12 protein-coding genes are annotated in these 12,356 nt (G+C 58.2%); 10 read left to right on the top strand and 2 right to left on the bottom strand.

Going from position 1 to position 12,356, the window contains the following annotated elements:
- Positions 1 to 3 precede the first annotated feature (3 nt).
- Entirely contained in the window at positions 4 to 1,122 is a 1,119-nt protein-coding gene (moaA, locus tag QP752_RS06225) for a GTP 3',8-cyclase MoaA (RefSeq protein WP_284804934.1), read from the bottom strand.
- 62 nt (positions 1,123 to 1,184) lie between these two features.
- On the bottom strand, positions 1,185 to 2,927 hold the full coding sequence (locus tag QP752_RS06230; RefSeq protein ID WP_070479523.1) for a long-chain fatty-acid--CoA ligase: 1,743 nt from the start codon (positions 2,925 to 2,927) through the stop codon (positions 1,185 to 1,187).
- Between the two features lie 304 nt (positions 2,928 to 3,231).
- Between QP752_RS06230 and rho the strand changes: the two genes are divergently transcribed.
- From rho to QP752_RS06280, 10 genes are all read left to right on the top strand, one after another.
- The gene (gene rho / locus QP752_RS06235) at positions 3,232 to 5,070 is read left to right on the top strand and encodes a transcription termination factor Rho (protein ID WP_070362622.1); all 1,839 of its coding nucleotides are present in this window, start codon (positions 3,232 to 3,234) and stop codon (positions 5,068 to 5,070) included.
- Entirely contained in the window at positions 5,070 to 6,143 is a 1,074-nt protein-coding gene (gene prfA, locus QP752_RS06240) for a peptide chain release factor 1 (protein ID WP_284804936.1), read from the top strand. Before rho ends, prfA begins: the two co-directional genes overlap by 1 nt.
- A gap of 19 nt (positions 6,144 to 6,162) precedes the next feature.
- Positions 6,163 to 6,996 carry a peptide chain release factor N(5)-glutamine methyltransferase gene (gene prmC, locus QP752_RS06245; RefSeq protein ID WP_256021264.1) on the top strand — a complete coding sequence of 278 codons (834 nt, stop codon included), beginning with the start codon at positions 6,163 to 6,165 and terminating at the stop codon, positions 6,994 to 6,996.
- Positions 6,997 to 7,033: 37 nt separating this feature from the next.
- Complete coding sequence (locus QP752_RS06250; RefSeq protein WP_070362619.1) at positions 7,034 to 7,693, top strand: L-threonylcarbamoyladenylate synthase; 660 nt, start codon at positions 7,034 to 7,036, stop codon at positions 7,691 to 7,693.
- Positions 7,694 to 8,836, top strand: coding sequence for an MraY family glycosyltransferase (locus QP752_RS06255; protein ID WP_070362618.1), 1,143 nt, complete (start codon positions 7,694 to 7,696; stop codon positions 8,834 to 8,836).
- Between the two features lie 11 nt (positions 8,837 to 8,847).
- On the top strand, positions 8,848 to 9,309 hold the full coding sequence (locus QP752_RS06260; RefSeq protein ID WP_284804939.1) for a hypothetical protein: 462 nt from the start codon (positions 8,848 to 8,850) through the stop codon (positions 9,307 to 9,309).
- Between the two features lie 441 nt (positions 9,310 to 9,750).
- Complete coding sequence (gene atpB, locus QP752_RS06265; protein ID WP_071568648.1) at positions 9,751 to 10,545, top strand: F0F1 ATP synthase subunit A; 795 nt, start codon at positions 9,751 to 9,753, stop codon at positions 10,543 to 10,545.
- A gap of 106 nt (positions 10,546 to 10,651) precedes the next feature.
- On the top strand, positions 10,652 to 10,894 hold the full coding sequence (locus QP752_RS06270; RefSeq protein WP_070362616.1) for an ATP synthase F0 subunit C: 243 nt from the start codon (positions 10,652 to 10,654) through the stop codon (positions 10,892 to 10,894).
- A gap of 47 nt (positions 10,895 to 10,941) precedes the next feature.
- Entirely contained in the window at positions 10,942 to 11,511 is a 570-nt protein-coding gene (locus QP752_RS06275; protein ID WP_070362615.1) for a F0F1 ATP synthase subunit B, read from the top strand.
- A gap of 5 nt (positions 11,512 to 11,516) precedes the next feature.
- On the top strand, positions 11,517 to 12,350 hold the full coding sequence (locus QP752_RS06280) for a F0F1 ATP synthase subunit delta (RefSeq protein WP_284804943.1): 834 nt from the start codon (positions 11,517 to 11,519) through the stop codon (positions 12,348 to 12,350).
- Positions 12,351 to 12,356: the final 6 nt, after the last annotated feature.

Raw genomic sequence — 12,356 nt, forward strand, 5'->3', positions numbered from 1 at the left:
TTCTTAACCACCGATTTCGCTCATGAGGCGCTCCGGCTGCAGGAAGCCCTCGTCATCAATGCCGTGTCCGGGCTTCTTCAGCCACATGGCTTTCGACCAGAGGTCCGCGAGCTCAGCGTCGGAGGCACCCCCACGCATGACGTCGCGGAGCGAGACCTCGTCGGCCGCTTTCGAGAACAGGCAGGACCGGATGGAGCCGTCAGTCGTGAGGCGGGTTCGGTCGCAGGCGCCACAGAAAGGGTGTGTCACAGACGCGATAATCCCAAGCTTGCCGCTGCGAGTACCGTCTGTGACATCCCATAGGGCAGCGGGTGCAGAACCCCGTGGCTCGACGGCAGGTGCAAGCGTGAAATCGTGGCGGAGACGCTCAACCAAATCATGCGCCGTCACCATGTCGGTGCGCTTCCACTGCTCGCGTGGGCCCAGCGGCATTTGTTCGATAAAGCGCAGCTGCAGCCCGCGTTCCAGCGCAAAGCGCACTAGGTCTGTGACACCGTCTTCGTTGATGCCCGGCATCACTACCGCGTTGACCTTCACCGGCTGAAGGCCTACTTCCACTGCGGCGTCGATGCCCGCAAACACGTCGTCAATGCGGTCTCTGCGGGTGAGCTGTGCGTAGAGCCCCCGATCCGTGGTATCGAGCGACACATTCACTCTGTCGAGGCCGGCGTCGGCAAGCCCCTGCGCCCGGCGCGCAAGGCCCAGGGCATTCGTGGTGACCGCAGTTGAGGGTGCGACGCCCTCGTCGGTGCGCATGGTCTTCGTCTCACTGATGATGCGTTCCAACGAGCGCCGCAGGAGTGGCTCGCCCCCTGTGAAACGCACCTGGCGGATGCCGAGGTGCTCCACAGCCAGGCGGATCAGCCGGATCGTCTCCTCGTCGGTGAGTGCCTCTTCAGTTGGCATCCATTCAAGGCCCTCTGCAGGCATGCAGTACGTGCAGCGCAGGTTGCAGCGGTCGGTAAGGCTGACCCGGAGGTCTCGTGCCGTACGCCCAAAACGATCGTCGAGCGTGCGCGGGGCGGGCTGCTCACCTGGGTCCAAGCTGGCGTTTGGTGCGAGTGGACCGTCGGAAGCTGCGCGGGACGCTAACGGCGATGCAAGAGGAAGGTGAATGGGCATAGTGCTGTCAATAATAAGTACGAAATACGCCAGGTCAAGAATTAGCAGTGAAAAACCCGTATTTATTGCTCGGGTGTTTGTGCCTTCCTTCCGCGGTTACCCGGGCCAGGCAGCGCGATAATCTCATAGTCGCCCTTGGCGAGGTGTTTCCTTAGGTCCTTCTTGTCAAACTTGCCCACCGAAGTCTTGTCGATCACATCGACGAACGTCCAATACTCAGGTGCCATCCATGTTGGTAACACATCGGCGAGGTTCTTTCGCAGCCGCTCCGCTGTTTCCGCGGTGCGCGGGATATCGTCCAAAAGCACGGTAATAGCCAGTGGGCGCTCGCCCCACTGGCGGTCGGGGAAGCCGATCACAGCGCACTCGATGACATCTTCGGCTTCCATGATGAGGTTTTCCACCTGCGCGGAATAGATCCATTCGCCACCAGATCGGATAACGTCGCGTGCACGGTCGTACAACGTCATGTAGCCATCGGCGGTGACTGTTCCGACATCACCAGTGCGCAGCCAGCCGTCTTCAGTGAAGTGGTGGCGGGCGTCATTAATCTCTTTGCCCCGGAACGTCGAGGCCAACTCGCCCTTTTCTTGGGTTGGCGAGTGGTAGTAGCCGTTGGCAACCAAATTTCCTCGCACCTGCATCTCGCCTTGTGAAAGGTCAGTTGATGCCATCACCTCTCCATCGTTGACCACGCGGTATTCCAGCCATGGCACAAACCGTCCCTGGGACACACGATACGCCTGGCGAGCTTCGCCTGAAGCGCCTGATGGCGGGCGTGCCACCGTGCCGACAGTAGACGTTTCCGTCATGCCCCACACGTGGACGACGTCGACACCGTAGCGTTCCTCCCACACCTTGATCAGTGCAGGCGGGGCAGGAGAGCCTCCGACGAAGATCTCCTGCAAACTCATGCGCTCAGGCGGCGTATGCAGATAGTGCACCATTAGCTGGATCCACAGCGTCGGTACGCCGTGCGCTACGCGTGGGTGCGTCGAGGCAATAATCGTTGCAAGCGTCGGTGCGGAAACGTCGGCACCTGGTAGTACCATCGGTGCGCCGGTGACGTACGCTGCGAACGGTACGCCCCAGCTCAACACGTGATAGATGGGGATGCAGCACAGGAAAGACTCGCCGTGCGTAATCGCTAGTGAATCCGTTGAGCGAAGCGTCATCGCCTCGAGCCAAAGAGAGCGGTGCGAATACGCCACGCCTTTTGGCGCGCCAGTCGTTGCTGTCGAATACACCAGTGCGGCTGCAGTGTTTTCTGGCAGTTCCGGCCACGAGTACCGTGTTGCTTGGCCGTCGAGAAGCTGCTCGTAGCTATGCACCTTGGCAGCTCCGAACGACAACCCAAGGACGTCGTCGCTGAGCAGAGCGCCAATAAAGACAATGTGCTCAACCAGCGGGCACATCTCCATCACTCGGCCAAGCTTTTCAGCTAGCCGCGGATCAGCCACAATGACCTTCGCCTCTGAATGGTTCACCACATAGGCAATCTGATCCGGCATCAACTGAATATTCAGTGGGGTGAAGACGGCGCCTTTCGCGGCGGTACCAAACATCACCTCAATATGCTCGGAGCAGTTAAACATGAACGTAGCCACGCGCTGGTCCCCGTCAATGCCCAGCAAGTTTTCCGCAGCGTTGGCAAAAGCGCTGGCCCGCGCGCCAATGTCCGCAAACGTGCACTCTTCGGCGCCCGTGGGCCCCCACGTCGTACACTTCGTCGAGGCGTGAGCGGTGCGCCCATACTCCAAAATGCGACCGACGGAAAACGGCACTTCCTGCATCGTTGAAAGCATGGGCACCACTTTAGCGCGAATGAAGCACGCGCAATTCAATCATGCGATACAATACGAGGCGGATCATGCGCATCGCACGAACTTTGCTGCGCAGCCAACCTCATCGATCCGCTTCCCCTTTTTGCAATCTACGTGCAGTGGCGTAGTTTTATTACATGGTTTTCACTGACCATGGGGGAGCGCGCAGGCAATTCAGTTACTGCTAACGAAGTTGCAGCGCACAGTGAACGAAACGACACAATGCACACGAAAGCTTCGAATCAGTGTTCACTCTCTTTGCTGGCGAAGTGACGAAAGGACATCCGTGACAGATACGGGAAACGCAGCAGGAACTGACCTTCAAGCGCTGAAGATTCCTGAACTGCGCAAACTTGCTGCAGAAAAAGGCCTCAAAGGTGTCTCCGGTCTGCGGAAGGGCGAGCTTATCCAAGCAATTACTACTGGCACCGTGCCTGGAAAGGCTCCTGCGAAGGCAGTAGAACCTGCGAAGGCAGTAGAAGAGGAAACTCACAGCGACAACCGTCGCCGCGCCACCCGCAAGGCCGCAGATCCCGCTGAAAATAGTGAGGAACAAGGCGACAAGACGGGCAAAGAGGAAAAGGGCAAAGAGCAGCAGTCCGGGCAGCACGAGGGGCGCTATGAGTCCCGATCTGCGGCACGCCGTGCTCGCCGAAACCGTGCGCGACACAATCATGAGTCCCACGATGCCGACGCAGAACAGAAGCACTCGAACGACGAGAAGAACGATAAGCCCGAAAAGCACGATAACGGCTCGGCCGACGAGAAGTCTGAAAACAACAACGACGGCAACGGCGGCCGCGGCCGCAACCAACGCAATGACCGCGGCGGTCGTAACAACCGCGACCATGACGAAGACGGGGGAGGCCGTCGTGGACGCCGTGGCCGTCGTGGACGCCGCGGCCGTGACAACAACCGTGACCAGCAGGATAACCAGAACATCCCACCAGAAGAGCTGCAGGAAGTAGCCGGCATCGTCGACGTCATTGACAACAATGCTGCATTTATCCGCACCACTGGTTACCGTCAGAGCAGCGCAGATGTGTACGTGAACAACCGCCTCGTTCGGGCGAATGGGTTGCGCTCCGGCGATGCGGTCATCGGTCAGGTGCGCGCGAACGGGCAGGGTCACCAGCATGGCTCTGGCCGCAACCGCCAGCGCTACAACCAGTTGGTCCGTGTCGATTCCGTGAACGGCATGACGCCAGAGGACGCTAAGCAGCGCAAGCAATTCCACAAGCTGACCCCGCTGTATCCGAATAAGCGTCTGCGCCTGGAGACAGAGCCAAACATCCTGACCACGCGAGTGATCGACCTGGTCATGCCGATTGGTAAGGGTCAGCGTGCACTGATCGTCTCCCCTCCAAAGGCTGGTAAGACGACAATTCTGCAGAACATCGCGAACGCAATCGCGAAGAACAACCCAGAGTGCTACCTGATGGTCGTTCTCGTTGACGAGCGTCCTGAGGAAGTCACGGACATGCAGCGCAGTGTGAAGGGTGAGGTTATCGCCTCCACCTTCGACCGCCCGCCGTCAGAGCACACCGCTGTCGCGGAGCTCGCGATTGAACGCGCCAAGCGCCTCGTTGAGATGGGGCAAGACGTTGTTGTCCTCCTCGACTCGATCACGCGTCTGGGTCGCGCGTACAACAACTCTTCGCCGGCATCGGGCCGTATCCTGTCCGGTGGTGTTGATTCCAACGCACTGTACCCGCCGAAGCGTTTCCTGGGTGCTGCGCGCAACATCGAGGAGGGTGGCTCGCTTACGATCATCGCTACGGCGATGGTGGAGACGGGCTCCGCTGGTGACACCGTCATCTTTGAGGAGTTCAAGGGCACCGGTAACGCCGAGCTGAAGCTTGATCGTAAGATCGCGGAACGCCGGGTCTTCCCAGCTGTCGACGTCAACCCGTCTGGTACCCGCAAGGATGACCTGCTTATGGGGCCGGATGAAGCGCGCGTGATGCACAAGTTGCGTCGAATCCTGTCGGCACTTGACCCGCAGCAGTCCATCGACATGCTGATCAAGCAGTTGAAGAAGACGAAGAGCAACGGCGAGTTCCTGATGGGCGTTGCCAACTCGGCACCAATGGTGGCCGATCAAGACGCAGAGGAGTACATCTAATGGCTGGCGAAGTTTCGCTCGTCGACGACTACGTCGCCGAATACGAGGGCATTCAGGCCCAGATGGGCGACCCAGATATTGCGGGCGACCAGGATAAATTCCGGAAGCTTTCAAAGCGCTACGCCGAACTGCAGCCGATCATCAAGGTCAACGACGCGCTGAACCAGGCGAGGGAAGATCACGAAGCTGCGGCTGAGATGGCGTACGAAGACAAAGAGTTCGCCGAAGAAGCTGAACGCCTTGCGAAAGAGATCGTCGCGCTTGAGGAGGAACTCGCGGACCTGCTCGCACCTCGCGACGAGCACGATGGTGATGACATCATCATGGAGCTCAAGGCCGGTGCTGGCGGTGAAGAGGCGGCCCTCTTCGCTGGCGACCTCGCCCGCATGTACCAAAAGTACTGCGAGAAGCACGGCTTGACCTGGGAAGTACTCGACTTGTCTGAGTCGGACCTTGGCGGCGTAAAGGATATGACCGTCGCGGTGAAGGCGAAGACGCCGTCACGTGACGGTGCATGGTCCAAGCTGAAATTTGAGGGTGGCGTACACCGTGTGCAGCGCGTGCCAGTCACCGAGTCGCAGGGCCGCATTCAGACGTCGGCCGCGGGTGTATATGTGTTCCCGGAGCCGGACGAAGTGGCGTCGGTAAATATTGATGAGAAAGACATTCGCGTTGATGTCTACCGATCCTCCGGCAAGGGCGGCCAGGGTGTGAACACCACTGACTCCGCCGTGCGTATTACCCACCTGCCGACGAATATCGTGGTGACCTGTCAGAACGAGCGCTCGCAGATTCAGAACCGCGCCCGCGCAATGCAGGTGTTGCAAGCTCGCCTTGACCAGCTCGAGCGCGAGAAGGCCGAGGCCGAAGCCGCCGAGGGACGCGCTTCCCAGGTGCGGACTATGGACCGCTCCGAGCGCATTCGGACCTATAACTGGCCCGAAAACCGTATTTCGGATCACCGCATCAACTACAAGGCGAACAACCTTGACACGGTGCTCGATGGCAACATGGACGATCTGATTATGGCGTTGCAGACACACGAGCGGCAGGAACGACTTGAAGCCGAGTAAACAACCCGCTCAACAGGTCATCGCCCGTGGCGCGCAGATGCTTGCGGCCGCGGGCGTTGCCACGCCAGCAGTCGACGCGAGGTTGATCGCTGCCTGGCTTCTCGACGACACCCCGATGAACGTGCTGTTCCTCGACGTTGACCAGGAGTTTGAAACAGCGTTTGAAGCAGCGGTTCAACGCCGGGCATCGCGCGAACCACTCCAGCACATCGTTGGAGCCGCGCCGTTTGGGCCTTTGACGCTGCGTGTCGGACCGGGCGTGTTTATCCCGCGGCCGGAGACCGAGGTCCTAGCCGATTGGGCAGTGAAGACATTGCAGCAGTCCGCCACTTCGCAGGCGCCCACTGTCGTGGATCTGGGCACTGGTTCGGGCGCGCTCGCGCTCTACATCGCGAATGCGGTACCGTGCGCCGAAGTGATCGCGGTGGAGCGGTCCGAAGCTGCTCGCGAGCATGCCCAACGAAATCGCGATGAACTCGGCTTGAACGTCCGGATCGTCGAAGGGGACATGACTGATCACAACTTGTTGTCTACGCTGCATGGCACCGTAGACATGGTGGTAAGCAACCCGCCGTACGTTCCCAATACCGACGGTCTGGACCCAGAGGTCTACGTAGACCCACCGGAGGCAGTCTTTTCCGGAGACGACGGTATGGATGCGATACGTGGCCTGGTGCCGGTGGCTGCGGCGCTGCTGAAACCGGGCGGAGTATTTGCAGTTGAACATGATGACGCAACTTCTGACCTGACTGTCGACGCCGTTACAGCATCCGGCACGTTCGAACGAGTGGAGCGGTTAGCGGACCTCACCGGAAAGCAACGCTTTGTCTGTGCCCGGAAGCGGAGCGAGTAAGCTAGTCCGGTACTGAACAAAGGAGACGAGGAGCATTATGGCGAGTAGGGTTTTCCAGTGCCTCGAACCAGAAGAACGCGAACAAGGACTGCAGGCAGCAGAAGCCGCAGTGAAAGAGGGGCGTTGCATCGTCCTTCCTACTGACACCGTCTACGGCATCGGCGCCGACGCATTTAATAACCAGGCGGTGGCGACACTGCTGGCAACGAAGCGGCGGGGCCCCGATATGCCAGTGCCAGTGTTGGTAGGGTCTTGGACTACTATCCAGGGGCTGGTGCGGGAGTTCACGGACACCGCTAAAACTCTCGTTGAAGCGTTTTGGCCGGGAGGGCTTTCGATCGTCGTTCCGGAAGCCCCGAGCCTTCCCTGGAATCTCGGCGATACTCGTGGCACCGTGTTGTTGCGGATGCCGAATCAACCCCTGGCGCTTGAACTTCTGCAGCGAACTGGCCCGATGGCGGTCTCGTCGGCGAACCTGACGGGCAATCCACCAGCGCTCAACGCGGCTGCTGCACGCCAGCAGTTCGGGGAGGCAGTCGGCGTGTATCTCGAGGGTGGGCCCGCCGAAGTTGGCACCCCGTCAACGATTATCGATATTTCTGGCCCTAGCCCAGTCATCCTGCGAGAGGGAGCTATCAGCACGGAACGCATTGCTCAAGTCCTAAAACTTGACCCAGAGCAGTTGCGGAGGAAGTAGATGGGCGGCGCCGGAGTCCCGCTGCGTGAATTGGGCTTGGTTCTGCTTGTTGCCGCAGCGATCACCTACCTGCTCACAGGCGTGGTGCGCACAGCGCTCGTTCGGACGGGCAGGGTGGCAGAGATCCGCAAACGCGATGTGCATACCCAGCCGACGCCTTCTGTCGGTGGCCTTGCCATGTTTACAGGGCTCGTGTGCGCCCTTTTTCTTGCGCAGCAGCTCCCGGCGCTCACACGTGGGTTCGCACCGGTGACGCCCGAGATGACGGCAGTCTTCGCTGGTGCGAGCGGCATCGTGATTCTTGGAATTATCGACGACCTCTACGAGCTTGGGGCCGTCGTAAAGCTGTGCGGACAACTCTTGGTAGCTGGCCTCATGAGCTTTCTTGGACTGGTCTTTACCGTCTTTTACGTCCCGTTTGGGGAGGGGACCACGCTAATCCTCGATCAAGTGCAGGGTATGTTGTTGTCCGCGTTCTTCACTGTGTTGATTATCAACGCTGTGAACTTTGTTGATGGCATTGACGGACTCGCTGCTGGCCTGGGGATGATCGCCGGGGGAGCTATCCTTCTCTTCTCCCTCACTGTGCTCCACGACCAGGGTGGTGCTGTTTCGGCCTACCCGCCGGCGATCATTTGCTCGATTCTCGTCGGAATTTGTGCCGGGTTCTTGCCGCATAATTTCGAGCCTGCCCGAATTTTCATGGGGGACTCAGGCGCGATGCTTATTGGATTGCTGCTGGCAGCCGCGTCGACGTCAGCGTCGGGCAAGATCAACATGTCACTCTATGGGGCTGCGGACATGGTGGCATTAGTGAGCCCAATCATCGTTGTGCTTGCTGCAATTGCCTTGCCGTTGCTTGACCTGATTTGGGCGGTTATTCGACGGGTGATTCGTGGACAGCGACCGTGGGAGGCAGACGCCGGACATATTCACCACCGACTGCTTCGCCTCGGGCATACACACAGACGCACTGTTTTGGTCCTCTATATGTGGATTTCTGCAGTAGCCCTCGGTGCGGTGAGCTTTTCGATCGTCCCCACCCGATTTGCTGTAGCTTTTACCGTCCTTTCGTTGGTGGTGGCCTTTGTTGCGACGCTCATTCCATGGCTGAAAGGCAAGATTGGCCCTGTATCTGTGTAGGATGTCCAATCGTGGATACTCCAAAGAACCCTGTGACGCCGAACCTGGAAGTGTCAGACACTGAGCAGTATGAGGACCAACGGCGGCCGCTGCTGCGTGCACTGCGCTTTGGAACGTTGGCATTGCTGGCGCTGCTTATCATCTCGCTGATGGCATGGGGAGCCGTGAGCGGCGCGCCAGGTCTTTGGGCTGTATTGATGGGGGTCGGTATTGGTGGTGGCTTTGTGCTGTTGACCGCTATCAGTGTTCTTGCGACGTCTAATTCCACCCCTACAACCACGATGGCTGTCGTCCTCGGCGGTTGGCTCATCAAGATGGTCGTCATCGTGCTTATCTTGCTCGGGCTTCGGAACGCAACGTTTTACGACTCGACAGCATTCGGTGTAACTACGATCGCGGCACTTGTTGTTGCGTTAGGCGCCGAAGCTATGGGGGTACTGAGCGTACGAACGGCATATATTCAGAAGCCTTAAGACATACAGACATTTGCGTTGCTACCCCCTCGCCTTGGGGTGGCAACGCTTTTCTATGTCGGAATGTAGGGGAATTCCTACCGAATTTGTGGGTGTCTACCCCTTTTTGGAACGGGTGTGGGGGAAGTAACATCTTAGGTGAAAACGCCAGTACCAGCCATATTTAATGGCGTATAACCGAAAAATGCGCAGAAGAAGCTTTGGAAGACCCCCTAAAGCGTGAAAATACGCTGTGACCTGTTAAAGTATCGGGCGGGTTAGTTAAGGTTTGCTGCTTCCTTATTTTTCGCTGGAAGAAGCACGAAAATACATCCCCTGTCCCGTGGTAGAAGATGTGCGACGGAGTCCGCCACGGAGACAGCTTGTTGGAGACGTCCATCGCACCGCACGTTAAGTGCGGCCCGAGAACGGGAGAGAACGCTGAGCGTTACAACTTTGGCCATGAAGGGTACATTCCACGCACCCCAATTGGGTCCAGAATTTTTCCCGGGGCACACGTTCGACCAGTTTATTGGTGAAGATTTCGCCAATGGCTGGTTCGCGCTGGACCGTATCATGCTGGTTCGCCTGTTCATGGCGGCAGTACTGGTGGTCCTCTTTGTTATTGCTTTTAGGAAGCCAAAACTGGTTCCTAAGGGTCTGCAGAATATCGGTGAGCTGGGCGTGGATTTCGTCCGCATCCACATCGCCGAAGACACGCTGGGGAAGAAAGAGGGCCGGCGCTTCTTGCCGGTAATCGCGACAATCTTCTTCACGATCCTGTTCATGAATGTCGCCACGATCATCCCTGGCCTCAACATCTCGCCAAACGCACGTATCGGTATGCCGATTGTGCTGGCCGTTGTCGCCTACATCGCGATGATCTACGCGGGCGTGCAGCGCTACGGCGTTGCCTTCTTCAAGCACTCGACCGTGATTCCTGGGTTGCCGTTCTTCTTGCACTTCCTTGTTGTGCCGATCGAGTTCTTCTCGACGTTCATTCTGCGTCCGGTCACGCTGGCACTTCGTCTTATGGCGAACTTCCTGGCTGGCCACATCATTCTCGTTCTGCTGTACTCTGCTACGAACTTCTTCTTCTGGCAGATCTCGGCCTGGACGAGTGTGTCAGGGCTGACCCTGATCGCGGCGTTGCTGTTCACCCTGTATGAGTTGATCATTATCTTCCTGCAGGCGTACATCTTCGCTCTGTTGACTGCGGTGTACATCGAACTGTCGCTGCATGCAGACGCGCACTAACAAAGCGCAACCTACTGGTCAAACTGAATAAACCCCATACAAATTGTCACTCGTTTGTTTGCAGGAAGCGTTGCAAGCAAACACCAAGAAAGGGAACGACTTTCACATGAACGACATCATTCTTGCTCAGGCAGCAGCCGCTACCGAATACACCGGTCTCGGCACCATCGGCTACGGCCTCGCTACCATCGGCCCTGGTATCGGCATCGGCATGCTGGTCGGTAAGACCGTTGAGGGTATGGCACGTCAGCCAGAGATGGCCGGCCAGCTGCGTACCACCATGTTCCTGGGTATCGCCTTCGTTGAGGCACTTGCCCTGATTGGCCTCGTTGCAGGCTTCCTGTTCTAAAAAGAACTCACGAATTCCACGTACACTTTTTAGATCAGGAGCAACCAATGACTAACGTCAACGATATTTTCGTGTTGGCAGAGGGAGAGAAGCTTCCGCTTGAGACGGAGCCGTCCATTCTCCTGCCTGCCATGTACGACGTGGTTTGGTCGACCGTTGTCTTCGTCATCGTGTTCTTGCTCTTCTGGAAGTTTGTCCTTCCGAAGTTCCAGGAAGTACTGGCGGAGCGCGAAGACCGAATCAAGGGCGGCATTGAGCGTGCTCAGGTTGCCCAGGCCGAGGCTAAGGCTGCTCTAGAAAAGAACAACGCTGAACTCGCTGAGGCACGTGCCGAAGCTGCTGAGATCCGTGAAGCTGCCCGGGCAAAGGGCAAGGAGATTCAGGCAGAACTTCGTGAGCGCGCTGAGGAAGAGTCTCGTCGAATTGTTGAAGCAGGCGAAAAGCAGCTTCTGGCTTCCCGCGAGCAGGTCGTCGCTGAACTGCGCAACGAGATGGGTCAGAACTCCATCAGTCTTGCAGAGCGTCTGCTGGGTACCGAGCTTTCGGATGATACCCGCCGCTCGAACACGATTGATGCTTTCCTCGCCGAACTCGACAACGTTTCTACGAGGAAGTAGGCGAAATGAAGGCAGCTAGTCGCGAAGCACAAACAAAAGTTTCTGAGCAGCTTGATCAACTGATTCAAGGGGCAGGGGATACCGTTGCTGTTGCATTGCAGCTTGGTACGGAATTGTTCCTGACCGTGGATCAGCTGGACGCCGAGCGTGCACTGCGCATCGCTGTCGCTGATAACTCGCTTGATGCCGCGCAGCGTCGCGGGATCATCGACGATGTTTTCGGTGCCAAGGTAGCAGAGCCTACGGCACAGATCCTTGCTGCAGCAGCTTCCGAAGAGTGGTCAAACCCGCGCGAATTCCGTGCAGGCTTGATCAACCTAGGTCGACGCGCGCTGATGAAGGGCGCGGAGGCTCAAGGGCAGTTGGAGCAGGTCGAAAACGAGCTGTACCAACTCTCCACCTTGCTTGAGAAGGAGCGGAAGCTTACTCAGCTTCTCTCCGACCGAACCGCTACAGCCGCACAGAAGCGCGGTCTGCTTGCGAATGTCATTTACGGCAAGGTCACCACGGTTACTGAAGCGCTAGCTTTGCAGGTCATTGGCCGTCCAGAACACCACCCGGTAGACGATCTCGCAGCTCTGGCAGCTGACGTCGCCGCGTTGCGTGGGAAGGCCGTGGCACGTGTGGTCACCGCACAGGCGCTCTCTGAGGCGCAGCGCGATGCACTGGCACAGAAACTTGAGAACATTTACGGTCGAGAGATGGCGATCCATTCTGAGGTTGACCCCAGCCTCCTCGGTGGACTGACCATCCGAGTCGGCGATGAACTGATTGACGGGTCGACGCGCGGTAAGTTGAACCGCATGCGCACCGACCTTCTCGCCAACGCGACCCTTTAGTAAGAG

This window comes from Corynebacterium sp. UMB10321, assembly GCF_030228725.1.
In the GTDB taxonomy this organism is placed as follows: Bacteria; Actinomycetota; Actinomycetes; order Mycobacteriales; family Mycobacteriaceae; genus Corynebacterium; species Corynebacterium pseudogenitalium.

Excerpts from the sequence above, each read along its gene's own strand:
- QP752_RS06275 (WP_070362615.1), top strand. The coding sequence starts at position 10,942 with ATGACTAACGTCAACGATATTTTCGTGTTGGCAGAGGGAGAGAAGCTT.
- QP752_RS06230 (WP_070479523.1), bottom strand. The coding sequence starts at position 2,927 with ATGCTTTCAACGATGCAGGAAGTGCCGTTTTCCGTCGGTCGCATTTTG.
- QP752_RS06280 (WP_284804943.1), top strand. The coding sequence starts at position 11,517 with ATGAAGGCAGCTAGTCGCGAAGCACAAACAAAAGTTTCTGAGCAGCTT.
- prfA (WP_284804936.1), top strand. The coding sequence starts at position 5,070 with ATGGCTGGCGAAGTTTCGCTCGTCGACGACTACGTCGCCGAATACGAG.
- QP752_RS06250 (WP_070362619.1), top strand. The coding sequence starts at position 7,034 with ATGGCGAGTAGGGTTTTCCAGTGCCTCGAACCAGAAGAACGCGAACAA.
- moaA (WP_284804934.1), bottom strand. The coding sequence starts at position 1,122 with ATGCCCATTCACCTTCCTCTTGCATCGCCGTTAGCGTCCCGCGCAGCT.
- atpB (WP_071568648.1), top strand. The coding sequence starts at position 9,751 with ATGAAGGGTACATTCCACGCACCCCAATTGGGTCCAGAATTTTTCCCG.
- QP752_RS06270 (WP_070362616.1), top strand. The coding sequence starts at position 10,652 with ATGAACGACATCATTCTTGCTCAGGCAGCAGCCGCTACCGAATACACC.
- QP752_RS06255 (WP_070362618.1), top strand. The coding sequence starts at position 7,694 with ATGGGCGGCGCCGGAGTCCCGCTGCGTGAATTGGGCTTGGTTCTGCTT.